The 19,072-nt window shown below is 59.6% G+C and carries 19 protein-coding genes; 14 read left to right on the top strand and 5 right to left on the bottom strand.

All coding sequences use genetic code 11. The features are described from left to right. Positions 1-9 precede the first annotated feature (9 nt). From ACVDG9_RS25410 to ACVDG9_RS25400, 3 genes are all read right to left on the bottom strand, one after another. On the bottom strand, positions 10-585 hold the full coding sequence (locus ACVDG9_RS25410) for a hypothetical protein (protein ID WP_031269989.1): 576 nt from the start codon (positions 583-585) through the stop codon (positions 10-12). Further along, positions 572-3,193, bottom strand: a complete 2,622-nt coding sequence (gene leuS / locus ACVDG9_RS25405) for a leucine--tRNA ligase (protein ID WP_152505064.1) — start codon at positions 3,191-3,193, stop codon at positions 572-574. Before leuS ends, ACVDG9_RS25410 begins: the two co-directional genes overlap by 14 nt. Before the next feature lie 152 nt (positions 3,194-3,345). Continuing rightward, positions 3,346-4,086, bottom strand: coding sequence for a substrate-binding periplasmic protein (locus ACVDG9_RS25400; protein WP_139314144.1), 741 nt, complete (start codon positions 4,084-4,086; stop codon positions 3,346-3,348). Positions 4,087-4,310: 224 nt separating this feature from the next. On the opposite strand from ACVDG9_RS25400, the gene ACVDG9_RS25395 reads away from it, so the two are divergent. Together ACVDG9_RS25395 and ACVDG9_RS25390 are read left to right on the top strand one after the other, a co-directional pair. Continuing rightward, positions 4,311-4,982 carry a YggS family pyridoxal phosphate-dependent enzyme gene (locus ACVDG9_RS25395; protein ID WP_055660236.1) on the top strand — a complete coding sequence of 224 codons (672 nt, stop codon included), beginning with the start codon at positions 4,311-4,313 and terminating at the stop codon, positions 4,980-4,982. Between the two features lie 416 nt (positions 4,983-5,398). Next, entirely contained in the window at positions 5,399-5,629 is a 231-nt protein-coding gene (locus tag ACVDG9_RS25390) for an EF-hand domain-containing protein (protein WP_023002475.1), read from the top strand. Between the two features lie 159 nt (positions 5,630-5,788). Here the strand turns inward: ACVDG9_RS25390 and ACVDG9_RS25385 are convergent, their stop codons facing one another. Then, the gene (locus tag ACVDG9_RS25385; protein WP_031269993.1) at positions 5,789-7,228 is read right to left on the bottom strand and encodes a TrkH family potassium uptake protein; all 1,440 of its coding nucleotides are present in this window, start codon (positions 7,226-7,228) and stop codon (positions 5,789-5,791) included. A gap of 252 nt (positions 7,229-7,480) precedes the next feature. On the opposite strand from ACVDG9_RS25385, the gene ACVDG9_RS25380 reads away from it, so the two are divergent. From ACVDG9_RS25380 to rimM, 9 genes are all read left to right on the top strand, one after another. After that, positions 7,481-8,473 (top strand): TRAP transporter substrate-binding protein, encoded by a 993-nt coding sequence (locus ACVDG9_RS25380; protein ID WP_023002477.1) that lies wholly within the window; start codon positions 7,481-7,483, stop codon positions 8,471-8,473. Positions 8,474-8,622: 149 nt separating this feature from the next. Continuing rightward, entirely contained in the window at positions 8,623-9,117 is a 495-nt protein-coding gene (locus ACVDG9_RS25375) for a TRAP transporter small permease (protein ID WP_023014458.1), read from the top strand. Then, positions 9,114-10,388 carry a TRAP transporter large permease gene (locus ACVDG9_RS25370; RefSeq protein WP_023002479.1) on the top strand — a complete coding sequence of 425 codons (1,275 nt, stop codon included), beginning with the start codon at positions 9,114-9,116 and terminating at the stop codon, positions 10,386-10,388. Before ACVDG9_RS25375 ends, ACVDG9_RS25370 begins: the two co-directional genes overlap by 4 nt. A 10-nt stretch (positions 10,389-10,398) precedes the next feature. Further along, entirely contained in the window at positions 10,399-11,271 is an 873-nt protein-coding gene (locus ACVDG9_RS25365; RefSeq protein WP_055660232.1) for an isocitrate lyase/PEP mutase family protein, read from the top strand. 134 nt (positions 11,272-11,405) lie between these two features. Beyond that, the gene (locus ACVDG9_RS25360) at positions 11,406-12,020 is read left to right on the top strand and encodes an exopolysaccharide biosynthesis protein (protein WP_023002481.1); all 615 of its coding nucleotides are present in this window, start codon (positions 11,406-11,408) and stop codon (positions 12,018-12,020) included. A gap of 354 nt (positions 12,021-12,374) precedes the next feature. After that, entirely contained in the window at positions 12,375-13,916 is a 1,542-nt protein-coding gene (gene ffh / locus ACVDG9_RS25355) for a signal recognition particle protein (RefSeq protein WP_447239293.1), read from the top strand. Then, on the top strand, positions 13,913-14,236 hold the full coding sequence (locus tag ACVDG9_RS25350) for a chorismate mutase (protein ID WP_055660229.1): 324 nt from the start codon (positions 13,913-13,915) through the stop codon (positions 14,234-14,236). The genes ffh and ACVDG9_RS25350 overlap by 4 nt, the downstream gene beginning before the upstream one ends. 19 nt (positions 14,237-14,255) lie before the next feature. Continuing rightward, positions 14,256-14,654: a 30S ribosomal protein S16 gene (rpsP, locus tag ACVDG9_RS25345; protein ID WP_023014459.1), complete on the top strand. Its 399-nt coding sequence runs from the start codon at positions 14,256-14,258 to the stop codon at positions 14,652-14,654. A gap of 50 nt (positions 14,655-14,704) precedes the next feature. Continuing rightward, positions 14,705-15,259, top strand: coding sequence for a ribosome maturation factor RimM (gene rimM, locus ACVDG9_RS25340; RefSeq protein ID WP_023002485.1), 555 nt, complete (start codon positions 14,705-14,707; stop codon positions 15,257-15,259). On the opposite strand, the gene ACVDG9_RS25335 is transcribed toward rimM, so the two are convergent. Further along, positions 15,208-15,741, bottom strand: a complete 534-nt coding sequence (locus tag ACVDG9_RS25335; protein WP_075282740.1) for a VanZ family protein — start codon at positions 15,739-15,741, stop codon at positions 15,208-15,210. The two genes, rimM and ACVDG9_RS25335, sit on opposite strands and share 52 nt — an antisense overlap. A gap of 181 nt (positions 15,742-15,922) precedes the next feature. On the opposite strand from ACVDG9_RS25335, the gene trmD reads away from it, so the two are divergent. The 3 genes from trmD to leuC all read left to right on the top strand — a co-directional run bounded on the left by trmD (position 15,923) and on the right by leuC (position 19,044). Then, complete coding sequence (trmD, locus tag ACVDG9_RS25330) at positions 15,923-16,633, top strand: tRNA (guanosine(37)-N1)-methyltransferase TrmD (protein ID WP_447239292.1); 711 nt, start codon at positions 15,923-15,925, stop codon at positions 16,631-16,633. Positions 16,634-16,856: 223 nt separating this feature from the next. After that, positions 16,857-17,327 (top strand): 50S ribosomal protein L19, encoded by a 471-nt coding sequence (gene rplS, locus ACVDG9_RS25325; protein WP_023002488.1) that lies wholly within the window; start codon positions 16,857-16,859, stop codon positions 17,325-17,327. A 304-nt stretch (positions 17,328-17,631) separates the two neighbouring features. Next, positions 17,632-19,044, top strand: a complete 1,413-nt coding sequence (leuC, locus tag ACVDG9_RS25320; protein ID WP_023002489.1) for a 3-isopropylmalate dehydratase large subunit — start codon at positions 17,632-17,634, stop codon at positions 19,042-19,044. Positions 19,045-19,072: the final 28 nt, after the last annotated feature.

The raw sequence follows: 19,072 nt of genomic DNA, 5'->3' as shown, positions 1-19,072 counted from the left end.
GGGTCAGTGTTACGACTGGCTGGCGAAATAGCCGGCAATCCGGGCTGCGATATCGTCAGCAACTGCCTTGGCAACACGTTCCTGCGCATCACGATAGGCACGGGTGTTGGCAAAGCGCTGGTTGGAGAAGTCGTAGGAAGCGGATTTGAACGCCCGGCCGGTCATCAGGGTCTCGTCGGTCGCCAGATCGCTCAGGACGAAGGTCGAGTTCATCGTGGTCGTGTAGGCGGAAGGCACGTCGGAGAACTGTTCAACACCGACTTCCGAGCTGCCGATGTCCATCAATACCTTGAGACGATATTTCTTGGCGCCAGAGCCGGCCCCACGTTCGAACCGGTAGGTCAGTTCATTGTAGAGAACACGCGATGCATCGTCGTTGGCGTACTGGCTGGAGATGGATTCCAGGTCGATCGCCGCAAGTTCCGCCGCTACGGGAGAGGGCTGGGAACCGAAGTCGCCCGTGCTGCTGCCGTAAAGCGGGCGGACCTGACATCCGCCCAGAGCCATGGCAGCTGCCAGTCCGGCGCAAAGGGCAGCGCGCCGCAACGCGCCGCTGCTCTGGAAGAGGTTGTTAAACAACGACATTCACGATCCTTTGCGGTACCACGATAATCTTCTTCGGCGCCTTGCCTTCAAGAGCCTTCTTGACTGCGTCGAGGGCCAAGGTAGCCGCTTCGACCTCGTCTTTGGAAGCCTCTTTTGCAATCGTCAGTTCACCGCGTTTCTTTCCGTTGATCTGGATCGGATAGGTGACGGTGTCGTCGGACAGGAGGGCCTCGTCGGCCTGCGGCCAGCTTGCTTCCGAAATCAGATTGTCGTGGCCGAGTGCGGACCAGCATTCTTCTGCCAGGTGCGGCATCATCGGAGCCATCATCTGCACGAGGTAGTCGGCTGCTTCACGTACGGCATATTCGGTGCCGGCATCGGCGTCGCCTTCGTTGAAGACCTTGCTGATGGTGTTGACCAGCTCATAGAGGCGGGCCACGGCCCTGTTGAAGCCGAGGCCTTCCAGATCGGCGGAAACGGCCGCAAGGGTCTTGTGGCTGGCCCGGCGCAGATCAAGCGCCTTGCCGTCGACTTCCGGTGCCTTGCCGCCACGAGGTTCGATCTTCTCGGCAATGTCGCCGATCAGGCGCCAGACGCGCTGGACAAAACGCCAGGCACCCTGCACGCCGTCCTCGGTCCAGATCACGTCCCGCTCCGGCGGGCTGTCGGACAGCATGAACCAGCGGGCGGTATCGGCGCCGTAGGTGTCGATGATGTCGGTCGGATCGACAGTGTTCTTCTTCGACTTCGACATCTTCTCGATGGAGCCGATGGCCACATCCTCACCGGTTTCGACAAGAACCGCGCGGCGCTTGCCGTCGGCATCCTCGATACGGATTTCGGACGGGGCAATCCAGCGCCCGTTCGCACCTTCGCCGACGCGATAGGTCTCGTGGGTGACCATGCCCTGTGTAAACAGGCCCTTGAACGGCTCCTTCAGATCAAGCGCACCGACCTTCTGCATCGCCCGTGTGAAGAAACGGGAATAGAGCAGGTGCAGGATGGCATGCTCGATACCGCCGATATACTGGTCCACCGGCAGCCAGCCGTTGGCGGCTTCCGGGTCGGTCGGCTGATCGCAGTCCGGCGCCGTGAAGCGGGCGAAGTACCAGGAACTGTCCACGAAGGTGTCCATGGTGTCGGATTCGCGGCGGGCAGGCTTGCCGCATTTCGGGCAGGACGTGTTGCGCCAGGTCGGGTGACGGTCGAGCGGATTACCGGGCTTGTCGAAGTTGATGTCGTCCGGCAGCTGGACCGGCAGGTTCTCGTCCTTCTCCGGTACCACACCGCAATCGTCGCAATGAATGACCGGGATCGGGCAGCCCCAGTAGCGCTGACGCGAAATGCCCCAGTCGCGCAGGCGGTAATTCACCTGGCGTTCTGCCTGGGATGCGCCGTCGACGGTGATCTCTTCCAGCTTCTTCGCCACTGCTTCCTTGGCGTCCGGAATGGAAAGGCCGTTGAGGAAGTCGGAGTTGAAGATGGTGCCATCGTCGGTGAAAGCCTCGTCGGCTACATCAAAGGTTGCCGGATCGGCATCCTTCGGCAGCACGACGGGCGTGACAGGCAGGCCGTATTTGCGGGCGAAGTCCAGGTCGCGCTGGTCATGTGCCGGGCAGGCAAAGATGGCGCCGGTGCCATAGTCCATCAGGATGAAGTTGGCGACATATACCGGCAGCTCGATGGAGGCATCCAGAGGGTGCTTGACGCGCAGACCGGTATCGAGGCCTTTTTTCTCTGCCTTTTCAATTGCTTCTTCGGATGTACCGACACGGCGGCACTCTTCGATGAAGGCTTTCAGCTCCGGATTGCTTTCCGCCAGCTTGGTCGAGATCGGATGATCCGGCGACAGGCCCATGAAGGACGCACCGAACAGTGTGTCCGGACGGGTGGTGAAGATTTCCAGCGTCTTGTCGCCGGTGGGCGCAGCCTCGGTGAACTCGAAGCGCACACGCAGGCCTTCGGAGCGGCCGATCCAGTTCTTCTGCATCAGGCGCACCTTGTCCGGCCAGCGGTCGAGCGTGTCGATCGCCTCCAGCAGGTCTTCCGAGTAATCGGAAATCTTGAAGAACCATTGGGTCAACTCGCGCTGCTCAACCAGAGCGCCGGAGCGCCAGCCGCGACCGTCAATCACCTGTTCGTTGGCCAGAACCGTCATGTCGACCGGGTCCCAGTTGACCTTGGCGTTCTTGCGGTAGACGAGGCCGGCCTCCAGGAACTTCAGGAACAGCCGCTGCTGCTGGGTGTAATAGGCGACGTCGCAAGTCGCGAATTCCCGGCTCCAGTCCAGCGACAGGCCCATGATCTTGAGCTGGTCGCGCATGGTGGCGATGTTTTCGTAGGTCCAGTCCTTGGGATGAACCTTGTTCTGCATGGCCGCGTTTTCCGCCGGCATGCCGAAAGCGTCCCAGCCCATCGGATGCAGGACGTTGAAGCCCTTGGCGCGCTTGTAACGGGCAACAACATCGCCCATGGCGTAGTTGCGCACATGGCCCATGTGGATGCGGCCGGACGGATAGGGGAACATTTCAAGGACGTAGTATTTGTCGCGGGGATCGTCGTTGTGGGTGACGAAGACGTCCTTGTCGTTCCAGACCTTTTGCCAGCGCGCTTCGACTTCGCGCGCATTGTACCGTTCCGTTGCCATCAAATGTGCCGTTTGTTCTTGCCGCCGGATCCGGCGGATTTCCTGAAAGATTGACTGCCGGACTGTCACCAGAAATCGCGTCCGGGGTCAACATGTGAGAAGAGATTGATCTTGCAGATGCCTGTTTATTTCGCAACGCCGCATTCGTAAAGCTATCGGATGGCCGCTTCCGGCGTTGTTTCGGGATCAGGCGGGCTTGAAGCTTCCCAGATTTCCAACAGGCGCCGCCCGTCCGGGTGTTTCCTGCTGAACATGGGATACATGGGCACTTCCAGGAAGGTGGGGGAGTGAACGAGCAGGCTTGCTTCGTCACCCAGGAACACGGCCTTCCGGATCATGCCGACTTCCGTGCTCTCCATATAGACATCGGCCCGTTCGTGCAGAAGCATCGACCAGGCAAGCTGTTCCGTCGACACATATTCAACAGTGACACCCGCAGCCTCCAGCATGTCTTCATACCAGTAGTTTCTGACCGCAACCACGGAGAGCCCTTCCTTGCGAAGATCATCGAAGCTCAGTGGCCCGATGCCGTCCGGAAACCGGTCTTTCTTGTAAAAATGTACGTAGGTTGCCAGTCCGACGGGCCGTTCGGGAAAATAGAATTCTTCGCTTCGTTCATCCGTGTAGGACCAGGAAAAGGTTGCGGCGTAAGTCCCGTTCCTGACCATCTGGTATGATCGCTGCCAGGGCAGAAAGTCGAATTTCGCCTGATGCCCGGCTTTTTCGATTACCCGCCTGACGATCTGGGTGTGGCTTCCGAAGCCCGGTGACTTCGCGCCAATAAAAGGCGGCCATTCGCCAACCGCGAACGTGAAGGTTTCACTCCGCGATGCAGGAACGTACAGAAAGCAGAACAACATCAGTATGCAGATAAATGAACCGAGTTGCCTCACGCCGGGCCCTCCATCTTCATTTGATGCAAGCTGCGAGACACTATCGGCAAACCTCTAGGAAAAGGTGAACCTGATTGAATACCTGGCGTGAAAATTCACCGGCTGTGCAGTCACGTCAGGTTGCTTGGGTCTTTGCAAAGACCACTTGAGATCGAGGGGCGACCGGGCCTATGAGAAGGAACGCGCGATCCGGCAGAGCACCTGACAATTTGAAGGACCAACTGATGACCTCCGCAGCAGACCGACTGGCGAACGTCCAGGCAGATATCAGAAGTGCCGAAGCCGAGTTCGGCAGGCCGGAGGGGTCGGTAACGTTGATTGCGGTTTCCAAGACCTTCGAAGCGGACGAGATCCGTCCGGTGCTTGAGGCAGGTCAGCAGGTTTTCGGCGAAAACAGGGTGCAGGAAGCGATGCACAAGTGGCCGGGGCTTCGCGAGGACTTTGATGGCATCGAATTGCATCTGATCGGCCCGCTGCAATCCAACAAGGCCAAGGAAGCGGTCGCGACCTTTGATGTCGTCCATACGGTTGACCGGCCGAAAATCGCAAGGGCACTGAAAGCCGAGATGGAAAAGCAGGGCAGGGATCTGCCGTGTTTCATTCAGGTGAATACGGGTGAAGAGCCCCAGAAGGCAGGCATCGCACCGAAGGATGTCGATGCCTTCGTGAAAGAGTGCAAGGAAGATGTCGGGCTCAATATTGTCGGCCTGATGTGCATTCCGCCGGTCGACGAAGCACCGGGCGAACATTTCGCGCTTCTGGAAAAAATCGCCGCCCGCAATGGTCTTGAGCAGCTTTCCATGGGCATGTCTTCCGACTATCCGGTCGCGGTCGGCTTTGGGGCCACGCACGTGCGTGTAGGATCCGCCATCTTCGGCTCACGCGACTACACCTGATCAGAGCCTGCCGTTTCACGGAACGGCAATCAGACCGGGATTGGCATTGCTTCGGTTTGCAGGACTGGTCGCGAACCGAAGCATGGATAGCCGTTTCAACCAGTTTGTTTCGAATTTATAAATAAAATCAAATAGATATTCAGACTGGTTTTCCAGCGGAAGCCCCAGAACTGCCCAAAATCGTTAAAAATGACGGTAGTTTGACCGACCTGTGGCTGATCTCCATGGCGGAACACAACATTGCCGCGAAGGTTTCAAAGAGCTGCCCTTTGCCGGTCGCGATCGGCCCGCAGTGTTTGTCTCGTTCCGGTTCGACGGGTCGCAGGGGCCTGGCGAACGGACGGAACGACAGGTGAGCCCAAAGCCGAATGGCACACGGGACACCTGACAAGACCCAAACCATTGGAGGTCATATCATGTCCAAACGTCTTACTGCTGCTCTTCTGATCGGTGCCTTTACCGCGTCTTCCGCAGCTCTTGCCCAGGGCATGTCGTTCGAGGCGGTGGATCTCGATCAGGACGGTTATGTCAGCTTCGAGGAAATCGCGGCAGCCGTCCCGACCCTTTCCGAAGATGCATTCAACGCGGCTGACAGCAATCAGGACAGCCTTCTGGATCCGGAAGAGTTCTCCTCCGTCCAGCCGTAACCGGGCTTCGGGCAATCAAACCCCCCGTCGGCTGCGTCAGCAGCCAGATTGCCCGAACAAGACCACCGTCGGTAAGGTCACGCCGGCGGTGGTTTTCCGTTTTGAAGGGGACTTTCGAACTTTACTCGAACAATTGAGCCAATCCGGTCGGGCCAGGCTTCAGTCCAGCCAGAAATCCGGCGTCAGGAGCAGGATACCTGCCAGGATTTCCAGTCGACCGAGGATCATCTGAACCGCTAGGAACCATTTGGCGAGATCCGGCAGGGACTGGAACGTACCGGACGGACCAATGGTATCGCCAACGCCGGGACCGACATTCGCAAGGGCTGTGATGGAGGCGCTGAGCGCCGTCTCGAGATCAAGACCGAGCATCATGTAGACCAGCGAAAACGCCGCAAAAGCGCCTGCATAAAGAACGGCGAAGACAAGCACACCTTCCAGAACCGGATTTGACACGGCCCGGCCCTGGTATTTCGGCTCGACCACCCGGTGTGGCCGGATCATCCGTCGGAACAGGCCCTGGATGTAACTGCCCAGAATTGCGATCCGGAACATCTTGAAGCCTCCGGACGTGGAGCCGCTGCAGCCGCCGAAGAACGTCAGCACGAAGAAAATCGCGATCACGGGCGGACCGAACTGCAGGTAGTCGTTTGCGGCATAGCCGGTGGTGGTGATCACCGAAACCACGTTGAAGACCGCGAATGTGAACATCTGGAACGGCGTGTCATGTCCGATGAACCGCTCGAACAGGAACACGCTGATCGAAGCTGCGGCGACAATGGCAAGCAGCAGCATGATCTGGACGTCTTTTACCCAATGCCGTCGCTCGATACTCCGGATCAGATAGAGGAACGGCACGGCGGATCCCAGCATGAACACCGAGGCGACCCAATAAACGGCGAGGCCGTCGAATTGGCCGAAGGACTGGTCGGACGTGGAGAAGCCTCCTGTCGAGACGGTGGTCATGGAATGGATCACGGCTTCGAAAAAGGTCATTCCACACAGCAGGTAGAGCGTGGCGCAGGCAATCGACAGTCCGGCATAAAGGGCCAGCAGCCGGTAGACGAATGGGCCGACATGGCCATAGGGCTTGCTGGTATTTTCAGACGATTCCAGCGCGAATAGCTGGCTGCCACCAACGCGCAAGCCCGGCAGAAGCCAGATCCCGATGGCAACCACGCCAATGCCGCCAACCCATTGCAGCAGCGCCCGCCACAGCAAAATGCCCGGCGGCAGAGTGTCGAGACCCGTCAGGATTGTCGAACCGGTTGTGGTCAGGCCGGAGGCGGTCTCGAAGAAGGCGTCTGTGAAGCTGATGCCGAGGCCGCTGAAGTAGAAGGGTACGGCACCGGCGAAGGAGAAGGTGAACCAGGCGGCGTTGACGAACAGGATCGCTTCGCGAAAGTGGCTCGGCGGCTGTTCTCCCTGGAAAGCCATGGTCATGAGCAAGCCTGCGGTTCCAAGAACCAGGGCCGATACCAGAAAGACCTGCCAGTCCGAGTTTCTGGCGAACACATCCGCGATACCCGGAACGATCATCAGAACTGAAATCAGGATGAGCAATCGTCCGATTGGCAAAGCAATGGCGCGATAATTCATAGACTGGACGTCCGCAACGGTCGGCTGTCAGGACAGCAGGCGTGTGTGTCAAAAGACTGTCGTTATCTGCCTGTGCACCGCAAAAAGCAAGGCCGTCGGGTTTTAGGCCTGCCAATCGCCTGGAATGACCGGCAGGGTGGTTGGCCTGCGGGCGATCGGCAAAACTGCTTCTAAAACACACCTATACGCCAGTTCATGTTGACCGGACCGGGAGGCTTTGCCAGAGTGATTTCATAAATTTGGGAGGAAAACATGAAAGTACTTTCCTGGGCGCTTGGCGCGGCAATGGCGCTTGGCCTGGCAGCCGGTTCGGCACAAGCAGCAGACACAACCTTGCGCATTTCGCTGCAATTGCCTCTGACGAGCCACCTCGGCCAGAATCTGCAGCTCTTCAAGGAAGAAGTAGAGAAAAACTCCAACGGCGACATTGCCGTGGAGATCTACGATTCCGCTCAGCTCTACAAGGACAACGAAGTTCCGGCAGCCGTCGGCAGCGGCTCCATTGAAATGGGCGTTGCGTCGCTGACGCGTTATGTCGGCGACATTCCTGCCGTCGACGTTTTCTATCAGCCGTTCCTGTTCGACACGGAAGAAAAGGTTCGTGCGGCCGTAGCCAAGGGATCTCCCGTGCGCGGACCGCTGGATGAGGCAATCGCGGAAACCGGTTCCACCGTTCTGTGGTGGCAGGCTTATGGCGGCTCCATCATGCTGTCCAATGGCGGACCGCTGAAAACCCCGGAAGATCTGAAAGGCAAGAAGGTTCGCGTCTTCGGCAAGACGCTTGGCGATTTTGTCACGGTTGCCGGCGGTGCGCCGACGCTGATTTCCGGTTCCGAACAGTATCTGGCCTACCAGCGCGGCACCGTGGATATCGGCATGACCGGTGTTTCCGGTGTGAAATCCCGCAAGCTCTGGGAAGTCATGGACACGATCACCGTGACCAACAATGCGGATATCGAGTTCATCGTCGTGGTGAACACCGATTTCTGGAACGGCCTGCCGGATGAACACAAGAAGATCATCGAGGCTGCTGCCCTCAAGGCGGAAGCCGATGTGCGGGATCGGATGTCCCAGATCGAAGCCGAAGCTTACGAGATTTCGGAACAGAACGGCATGACCATCTACACGCCGACCGCAGAAGAAATGACTGCCTGGAAAAGCGTAAGCCAGCCGGTCTACGACAACTTCGTCGAAAAAGCGGGCCCCCTCGGCAAGCAGGTTCTCGAAGCCGCTCAGAAATTCTGACGGCCCGCGGATCCTGAACGACGGAAGCGGCCGCGGCCATGCTGGTCGCTTCCAGTCACGGATGCCGGAGTTCCGGTGTCTTTTCGCGGCCGGGTTTCACCGGCCGTCTTTTCCCGGCCTTGCCGATTGCTCGATCGACAGATGGTTTCATGAAAGCCTTCTATTTTCTTCTTCAGGCCTTTGCCTGGATCGCCGCGCTGCTGTTCGTCGCCGTGGGCTGCATGCTCACGTATGAAGTTCTGGCCCGGTATCTTTTCGTTGCACCGACCATCTGGGCGTCGGAGTTGTCTCAGCTGTGCTTGATCTGGGGCACCATGCTTGCCATGCCATGGCTGTTGAAAGCCGGTCGGCACATTGCGGTTGATGCGCTGACAGACCAGCTAAGCCCGGGCTGGCGCCGCGCCTGCCATGTGGTTGCCATGGGCTTTGTTGCGGTGTTCAGCATCCTGGTCGCCTGGAAAGGCGGCGGGATCTTCTACGATTCCTTCGAGCGAGGCCGCACCTCGGGCTCCATGCTGGACCTTCCCATGTGGATCTCCGAACTGTCCGTTCCGGTCGGGTTTGCGCTTCTGTTCGTGCAGGCCCTTATTGAACTGGGCCAGAAGCCCAAGTCGGGCGATCATGAAGCGGTGGTGATGGAATGACGACAGTTCTCATTCTCGCTTCGCTGTTCACCTTGTTGCTGATCCGCGTGCCGGTGGCGTTCGCGCTGGGCGGTCTCGGCCTTGGAATGCTCATTCTCGGTGGTTTCTCGCCGCTGATGGCGCCCCAAGCGATCCTGTCGACGCTTGATGGCTTCATTCTTCTAGCGGTACCGCTGTTCCTGCTGATGTCCAACATCCTGCTGAAAGGCGGGGTCGGGCGGGATCTCTTTGCCGCCGTTCATGCCTGGGTCGGTCACTGGCCGGGTGGACTGGCCGTCGCGACCATCCTGTCCTGCGCCATCTTCGCAGCCATTTCCGGATCGTCGGTGGCAACGGCCGCCACCATCGGGACAGTTGCGATCCCGGAAATGATCCAGCGCGGCTATGAGCGGAAATTCGTCTACGGCCTGCTTGCCGCAGGTGGCACACTCGGCATTCTGATCCCGCCGTCGATCCCGATGATCGTCTATGGCTTCGTTACCGAACAATCGGTGATCGCGCTGTTCCTGGCGGGTGTTGGCCCAGGCCTTATGCTTGTGGTGTTCTTCATCGTTTTTTCCATGGTCTATGCCCGCTGGTTCGGCGGCTACACGCCGGAGCCGGCGTCAAGCTGGGACGAGCGCATGCGGGCAACAGTGCGGGCATTTCCCTCGATCCTGTTGGCGCTTGTTGTTATCGGCGCCATCTACAGCGGCGCGGCGACACCAACGGAAGCTGCAGCTATCGGCTTTGCCGTGGCGCTTCTGATTACCGGGCCCATCCTGCGTACGCTTACCTGGCAGGGTCTGAAGGAAGCCGCGTTCGATGCCATGGTGACGACCGTTGCCATCGTCTTGATCATTGCCGGGGCCAAGGTGTTCGGCAAGGCGATCACGCTTTACCGGATTCCGCAGGATATCTCGGTCTTCATCGGCCAGACCATCGATACGCCGCTCGCATTCATCATCGTGGTCTCGATCGTGCTTCTGATCATGGGGCTGGTGTTCGAGGCGCTGTCCATGGTGTTGATCATGACGCCCGTGCTGCTGCCGGCAGCCATGGCATTGGGCTTCGATCCAATCTGGTTCGGCGTCTATATGGTCGTCATGGTGGAATGCGCCCTGATTACACCGCCGGTCGGGCTCAATCTCTATGTCATCCAGTCGGTCGCGCGATCGAAGCTGTCCGACGTCTCCCGTGGCGTGCTGCCATTCCTGGTGATCATGTTGATTTCGGTCGCGATCCTGTATGTCTGGACCGATCTCGCGCTCTATCTGCCATTCAAGTTCTGAGGTTTTTGTCATGCCGTCACCGGCAGCTACCCTTCGCGCGCTGCTGGAGCAGCCGAAACTTCACGTCATGCCTTGCTGTTATGATGCCTTGTCCGCCAAGCTGATCGAGCAGGCAGGGTTCGATCTCACCTTCATGTCCGGCTTTGCCGCCTCCGCATCGCGGATCGGGCAGCCGGATCTGGGGCTGATGTCCTATGGCGAAGTGCTCGATCAGGCGCGCAACATCACCGATGCGGTCCGGATTCCGCTGCTGGCGGATGGCGACACTGGTTACGGAAATGCCATGAACGTGCGCCGGACCGTGACCGGCATGGCCAAGGCAGGCGCTGCGGCCGTGATGATCGAGGACCAGGTGGCTCCGAAACGCTGCGGTCACACACCGGGCAAGGCGGTCGTTTCCCGCGAGGAAGCCTTTGACCGGATCCGGGCGGCGCAGGATGCCAAGGAGGCAGGGGCCGATATCCTGATCCTTGCCCGGACCGATGCCCGTCATGAGCACGGCCTTGCCGAGGCAATTGCCCGGGCGGCAAAGTTCAAGGAACTCGGCGCTGATATCCTGTTTGTCGAAGCGCCCAAGACGGTTGCCGAAATGCAGGAAATCTGCCGGGAACTGACGGGCCCGAAGATGGCCAACATCGTGGAAGGCGGCGAAACTCCCGACCTCTCGCATGAAGAGCTTCGGGACATCGGTTACGCCATTGCCGCCTATCCGTTGACCTTGATGGCCAGCGCCATGAAGGCAATGGTGGCGACGTTGCAGCAGCTGAAGAGCGACCAGGACCGCACGCCGGATCTCATGGACTTCAAGGAGCTGCGGGACCGGATCGGCTTCAACGACTATTATGAGGTTTCGGCCAAATACGAGACGTCCAAGCGGGATTGATGCCGCCGGACTGTCCGGAACCCGGTCGCTCTGCCGAACTGCAAAATACGCCAACCCGTGCTACTCGGCGTTGGATTTATTGCAGATGGAATGTTAGACCCTGCGCGACTCAGAAGCTGTAACGGAAATCTTGAATGCAGGGCGAAAGACGCCGAAGACCTTCGCTGTCGCTGCCGATCCTGCGGACATCGCGCGACCAGCACCGGGACGGCACACTGACGCTCGGCAATTTGCTGTTGGCGCTGGGCGAGACGTCGTTCGGCTGGGCGATCGTGCTGTTTTCCCTGCTGACACTTCTTCCGTTGCCTCCCGGCTCCTCGCTCGTCACCGGTCTGCCGGTGCTCGTCACCACTTTCCAGATGGTGCTCGGCTTTCCGCATGTGAAACTGCCCAGGCCGCTTGCGCGCCTGTCGCTCAATCACAACAAGCTGCGGCGAACGATGGTGCGCCTGCGCCCCGTCACAATGCGGCTGGAGCGCGTGCTGGCCCACCGGTATGAAGGTCTGTTTGCACGAAAACATGAGCGCTTGCTCGGGCTTGCGTTGTTCGTCATTGCTTTCACGTTGTTTTTGCCCGTGCCGCTCAGCGGCTGGTTTCCGGCGGTCGCGCTGTTCATCGCCGGCGTCGGTATTGTCGAGCGCGACGGTCTGGTCGTCATCTTCGGTCTGCTGCTGGGTCTGGCCGCGGTGCTGCTCACCATCGCCATCCTGACGTCGATTGCGATCAGCACCCAAGCGTTCATGGCCTGAACCGAAAACCAGGTGTCCGATAAGGCGAAACGGCGTGGATCCCATGGTCAAGCCACGGGATGACGGGGTAGAGACAGAAATCCGGATCAAGGAAAACGGGAATTTCCGCCGCTTCCTTGACTCTTGCCCGGGTTTCGGGCATATCCCCGCGAACTCCATATGAGTGATTGAAATTTCGATCCGCCGACCGGGACCCGCAAAGGTGTAAAGAGTTCCCGGAGGTTAACATCCGACAGCGCGTTGCGCCCTCGGGTGTCAAACTGCTTTGCGCGGATTGATCCGGTTGGAAATGACCGGCGGTTGCCCATATGGTTCGGGAGACTTCCCGAAACCGAGACTATTCAAGGACTACTGATGTTTGAAAGCCTGTCCGATCGATTAAGCGGTATTTTCGACAAGCTCACCGGCCGCGGTGCGCTGTCGGAGAACGACGTCAACGAGGCGCTGCGCGAAATCCGCCGCGCGCTGATCGAGGCCGACGTTGCGCTGCCGATCGTACGTTCCTTCACCGACAAGGTGCGCAATCGCGCCGTCGGTGCCGAGGTGGTCAAGTCCGTGACCCCGGGCCAGATGGTTGTGAAGATCGTTCATGACCAGCTGGTCGAGATGCTCGGTGAAGAAGCCCATCCGATCGACCTGAACGCTCCGGCACCAGTGGCGATCATGATGGTCGGTCTGCAAGGCTCCGGTAAAACCACCACCACGGCCAAGATTGCCCGCCGCCTGACCCAGCGCGACAAGCGCAAGGTGCTGATGGCATCGCTCGACACTCGCCGTCCGGCTGCCCAGGAGCAGCTGAAGGTTCTGGGTGAGCAGAACGACATCGATACGCTGCCGATCGTTGCCGGCCAGGGCCCGGTCGAAATTGCCAAGCGGGCCATGTCCGCCGCCAAGCTCGGCGGTTATGACGTGGTCATGCTCGACACCGCCGGCCGTATTCACATCGACGAGCCGCTGATGGTTGAAATGGCAGAGGTGAAAGCCGCTGCCCAGCCGCATGAAATCCTGCTGGTGGCGGATAGCCTGACCGGTCAGGACGCCGTCAACCTGGCGCAGAGTTTCGATGAGCGCGTCGGCATCACCGGTATCGCCCTGACCCGTATGGACGGCGACGGCCGTGGCGGTGCGGCGCTCTCCATGCAGGCGGTTACCGGTAAGCCGGTCAAGCTGATCGGTACCGGCGAAAAATCAGACGCACTTGAAGACTTCCACCCGCGCCGGATCGCAGACCGTATCCTCGGCATGGGCGACATCGTTTCGCTGGTGGAAAAGGCTGCAGAAGCCATCGACGCGGAACAGGCCGCGAAAATGGCGAAGAAGATGCAGAAGGGTCACTTCGACCTGGAAGATCTCGCCGAGCAGCTGCGCCAGATGGAAAAGCTGGGCGGCATGTCCGGCATGATGGGAATGTTGCCGGGCATCGGCAAGATGAAGAAGCAGATCGAGGCTTCGAACATCGACGACAAGATGTTCAAGCGTCAGGTCGCCATCATCGAATCGATGACACCGGCCGAGCGCCAGAAGCCCGAACTGCTCAAGGCCAGCCGCAAGAAGCGTATTGCAGCCGGGTCGGGCATGGATGTTGCCGACGTCAACAAGCTTCTGAAAATGCACCGCCAGATGGCGGACATGATGAAGAAGATGGGCAAGGGCAAAGGCATGCTGGGCAAGCTGATGGGCGGCCTTGGCGGCGGCGGAATGCCGGATGTCGATCCCAAGCAGCTTGAGGAAATGGCCAAGTCCGGCCAGTTGCCGGGTGGCATGGAAATGCCGAAAGGCCTGCCCGGCGGGTTGGGCGGCGGTCTGCCGCCAGGCATGAGCATGCCGGGTCTTCCAGGCCTTGGCGGTCCGAAACTTCCCGGGTTTCCGGGTATGGGCAAGGGCAAGAAGCGATGAGCGAAGCGGAGAACAAGCTGGGTGAAAGCCCCGCCTTGAGCGAACTGAAGGCTCTTCGGGCGTCCATCGACAACATTGATGCGGCTCTTGTTCACATGCTCGCCGAACGGTTCAAGTGCACCCAGAAAGTGGGTGTGCTGAAAGCCACCAACGACCTGCCGCCGGCTGATCCGGCGCGGGAGAAAATTCAGATCGAACGGCTGCGCCAGCTTGCGGGCGACGCCAATCTCGATCCTGACTTTGCCGAGAAATTCCTGAACTTCATCGTCAAGGAAGTGATCCGGCACCACGAAGCCATTGCCGCTGAAGCCGGCAACTGAACAAACTGGAGACATAAAAATGGCTACGAAAATTCGCCTGGCACGTGGCGGTTCCAAGAAGCGCCCGTACTACCGCATCGTTGTTGCTGACATCCGCTCCCCGCGCGATGGCCGTTTCATCGAAAAGGTCGGTTCCTACGACCCGATGCTGCCGAAGGATTCCGAAAACCGCGTGACCCTGAACGTCGAGCGTATTCAGCATTGGCTGGACAGCGGCGCGAAGCCGACCGACCGCGTTCACCGCTTCCTGGATGCTGCCGGCCTCTTGAAGCGTGAGCCGCGCAACAACCCGAAGAAAGCCGAGCTGGGCGCAAAGGCGAAGGAACGCGTTGAAGCCAAGCGTCAGGCTGAAGAAGAAGCAGCTGCTGCTGCCGCTGAAGCTGCTGCCGCTCCGGCAGAAGAAGCAGCTGCCGAATAAGCAGATGCGCCAAGCCGCACCGGAAGACATTGGCCAGGGAGCCTTTTGAGATGACGTCCAAGGACGATCAGAAGGTACTGATGGCCAAGATCGGTGCGGCGCATGGCATTCGCGGGGAAGTGCGGGTCAAACCTTACGGCGATGACCCGCTTTCCTTTGCCGACTACGGCATTCTGACCACCCGGGACGGCAAACGTTCCTTCGAGGTGGAACGGGCGCGGGTGCAGAAGACGGTGGTGATCACCAAGTTCAAGGGGATCGCGGACCGCAACCAGGCGGAAGAGCTGAACGGTGTCGATCTCTTTATCGACCGTGACCAGCTGCCCGAACCTGAAGAAGACGAATTCTACTATTCCGACCTGACCGGCCTCGATGTGCTCGACCAGACTGGCGAGACACTCGGGAAGATCATTGCGGTGCAGGATTTCGGAGCCGGCGATCTGCTGGAAGTCCGGCCAAAACGCGGCCGCAGCTTCTATGTTCCGTTCACGAAGGAATTCGTGCCCGAGATCGACCTGGAGAACGGCCGGGTCAGCGCTTCACTGCCGGAGGATTACTTCTCCGAAGGAGCTCCTGAGCCTTCTGAAGACGAGCCGGACAGGTAACGCGTTGGCACGGGCTGCAAGCCCATCTTGCGTAGGTTGAGCTCTTCGCGCTCCTCCGCGGGAACGTCCTGGCGGACAGCCTGCCGAACCTCGGAACGCTTCAGCGCAATCAGTGCGACGACCAGTGCAACCCCGATCCCGTTGGCAAAGGCATCCTGCAACGACATTTCGTGGTGGGGAATGAAGCCTTGCACCACTTCACCCGCCAGGCCCATGCCGAAGGCGACGACGGCGGAAATACGCAGCCGGCAACAGAACAGCGCATGGATCGACAGGGTCAGAAGTGCGAAAAAGCCGATATGGATGACCTTGTCATAGGGGTGGCCGACGCCGGTGTTGAACACAAGGCCGGCCAGCACGCCGAAGGTCATCAAGGCGAACAGGGGCAGCACGCGGCTCAGGGAAATGTCGAGATAGTGGCGGTCGACATGCACCTGAATGAAACGGGGAAGCTTGAAACGCAGGACTGGAAATTTTGCCACGGCAATAAACCCGATTGAAACGCTCTTGCCACTTTATACTGCGAGCCTTAATCAGAGCTTTCTTTCCGGCGGCTACCCTGAAGAATTCGACAGGTTTTTAGGAAAGCGGTAAACGGCTCGTTAACCAATGAGCGGTTTTGGACCCGGGCATACCGGCCAATCAGCAGAACTGACAGGCGTAATGACGTTCAAGGCAACCATTCTGACGCTCTACCCGGACATGTTTCCAGGGCCCCTGGGCCACAGCCTTTCGGGCCGGGCGCTGGACAAGGGGCTTTGGCAGCTGGAAACCAGCCAGATCCGCGACTTTGCGACGGACAAGCACCGCTCCGTTGACGATACGCCGGCCGGTGGCGGTGCCGGTATGGTGCTCAGGGCCGATATCCTGGCCAGGGCCATTGATGCGGCGGCCCCAGCTGATGACCCGCGCCCGCGGTTCCTGATGAGCCCGCGCGGGGCGCCCTTTACCCAGGACCGTGCGCATGAACTTGCCGAAGGCCCTGGCGCAGTCATCGTCTGCGGCCGGTTCGAAGGGGTCGACCAGCGGGTGATCGACGCGCGCGGTCTGGAGGAAGTCTCCGTCGGCGACTACATCCTGTCCGGCGGCGAAATCGGCGCGCTGACAATGCTGGACGCTGTTGTCCGGCTCATCCCTGGCGTCATGGGCAACATGGACAGTGCGGAAACCGAAAGCTTCGAAGGTGGCCTGCTGGAACACCCGCAATACACGCGGCCGGCCGAGTTCGAGGGCCTGACCATTCCCGAGGTTCTGACCTCGGGCAATCACCGGAAGATCCACGAGTGGCGCATGGCCGAAGCCGAGCGCCTGACACGCGAGCGGCGGCCGGATCTCTGGGATGCCTACATGGCGGATGAAGACGACGTGGATTGAAGAATCCGCATGACAGTGGCGCAAATTTCCTGTATACGCGCGCCGAAGCTGGGTGAAGTTGTGTCTTTTCCTTGGAAAGACCTGCGTCCTGAACCGGACCAAAAGGACCGGAAAATCAGGAAAGCCCAGCCGACAAGCAACATGGCCCAAAGTCGGTGAACCCGTTTCCGGCCAAAACCGGAAAACGCTCTGACCGCTTTGTAATTCAAAAGGGAAATATGCCATGAACATCATCGAGCAGCTCAATGCTGAGGAAATGGCGAAAATCGAAGAGCAGCGCAAGCTGCCGGAATTTTCTCCTGGTGATACCGTTCGCGTCAACGTGAAGGTCACCGAAGGTACGCGTACCCGTACCCAGGCTTACGAAGGCGTCTGCATCGCCCGTTCCGGCGGCGGCATCAACGAGAGCTTCACGGTTCGCAAGATTTCTTACGGTGAAGGCGTCGAGCGCGTTTTCCCGGTCTACTCCCCGATGCTGGAAGGCGTTGAAGTGGTTCGCCGCGGTAAGGTCCGTCGCGCGAAGCTCTACTACCTGCGCGACCGTCGCGGCAAGTCTGCCCGTATCGTCGAAAACACCAATGCTCGTTCCAAGCGCCTCAACGAAGAAGTGCGTGCGGAAGTGGCTGCTGCCAAGGCAGCTGCTGCAGAAGCCAAGGCCGCTGCCAAGGAAGCTGCAGAGAACGCAGCCGAATAAGCCGGCCCGGCAAAACGTTTCGAAAAGGCGGTCCTTCGGGCCGCCTTTTTTGCATTTGCGCCAAACCCAGGCGCAGCCCGATGCAAATCCGGGGTTTTGCGCCCCGTTCTTCCTGCGCCGGTCAATCTGAGTTGAATTCAGCTCAACTCGGAACGCTTGACCTTCAGGCGGCGCTGCGTCATTCACTAGCTACGATAAACGAGGATAGACCCTTGCGGCTGGACGCGCCGCGACGGGCATCACCGGGCATTTCGCAAACTTTAGACCGTTTGACCGTTTGCTCGGATGGACCGAGGAGAGACCCATGGCCAACGCACGGACGCTTTACGACAAGATCTGGGACGACCACGTGGTCGACATGCAGCCGGACGGAACCGGTCTGCTCTACATCGATCGCCACCTGGTGCATGAAGTTACCAGCCCGCAGGCATTCGAAGGCCTGCGCATGGCCGGCCGCCAGGTGCGCCAGCCGGAGAAGACGCTTGCCGTGGTCGACCACAACGTTCCGACCACCGACCGCCGTCACGGCATCGATGATCCGGAATCGGCCCTGCAGGTCGACACGCTGGCCAAGAACGCGGCAGAATTCGGCATCGAATATTATTCCGAACTCGACATGCGTCAGGGCGTCGTTCACATCGTGGGTCCCGAGCAAGGCTTCACCCTGCCCGGCATGACCATTGTGTGCGGCGACAGCCACACCTCCACCCATGGCGCTTTCGGCTCCCTCGCCCATGGCATCGGCACGTCCGAAGTGGAACACGTTCTGGCCACCCAGACGCTGATCCAGAAGAAAGCCAAGAACATGCTGGTGAAGGTCGACGGCAAGATCCCTGCCGGCGTCACCGCGAAAGACATCGTTCTGGCCATCATCGGCAAGATCGGTACCGCAGGCGGCACCGGCTACGTGATCGAGTATGCCGGCGAAGCAATCCGTGCCCTGTCGATGGAAGGCCGCATGACGGTCTGCAACATGTCCATCGAGGCTGGTGCACGTGCAGGCCTGATTGCACCGGACGAAATCACCTACAAGTACATCGAAGGCCGCCCCAAGGCGCCCAAGGGCGAAGCCTGGGATATGGCTCTCGGCTACTGGAAGACCCTGCATTCGGATGCGGACGCCTATTTCGACAAGGTCATCGAGCTGGACGCTGCCAACCTGCCGCCGATCGTTTCCTGGGGCTCGTCTCCGGAAGACGTCATCTCGGTGGAAGGTGTCGTGCCGGATCCGGCTGAAATCGCTGATGAAAACCGCCGCGAATCCAAGAAGCGCGCCCTGGAATACATGGGCCTGCAGCCGGGCACCAAGATCACCGACATCAAGATCGACCGTGCCTTCATCGGTTCGTGCACCAACGGCCGCATTGAAGACCTGCGTGCTGCGGCGGCCGTCATCGGCAATCACAAGGTGGCAGCGGGCGTCAGCGCCATGGTTGTCCCGGGCTCTGGTCTGGTGAAGGAACAGGCCGAGGAAGAAGGTCTGGACGTCATCTTCAAGGAAGCAGGCTTTGAATGGCGTGAGCCGGGCTGCTCCATGTGCCTTGCCATGAATGCGGACAAGCTGAAACCGGGCGAGCGCTGTGCGTCGACGTCCAACCGCAACTTCGAAGGCCGTCAGGGTCACAAGGGCCGGACCCATCTGGTTTCGCCGGCCATGGCGGCAGCGGCGGCAATCGCCGGCCATTTTGTCGATATCCGCGAGTGGACGACGAATTGATTCGACCGCATTTCGGTTCGTGAGAAAG

It is taken from the genome of Roseibium sp. RP-7 (genome assembly GCF_053005225.1).
Note: the sequence above shows the minus strand (reverse complement) of the source record. Positions and strands in the feature narration are given on the sequence as shown.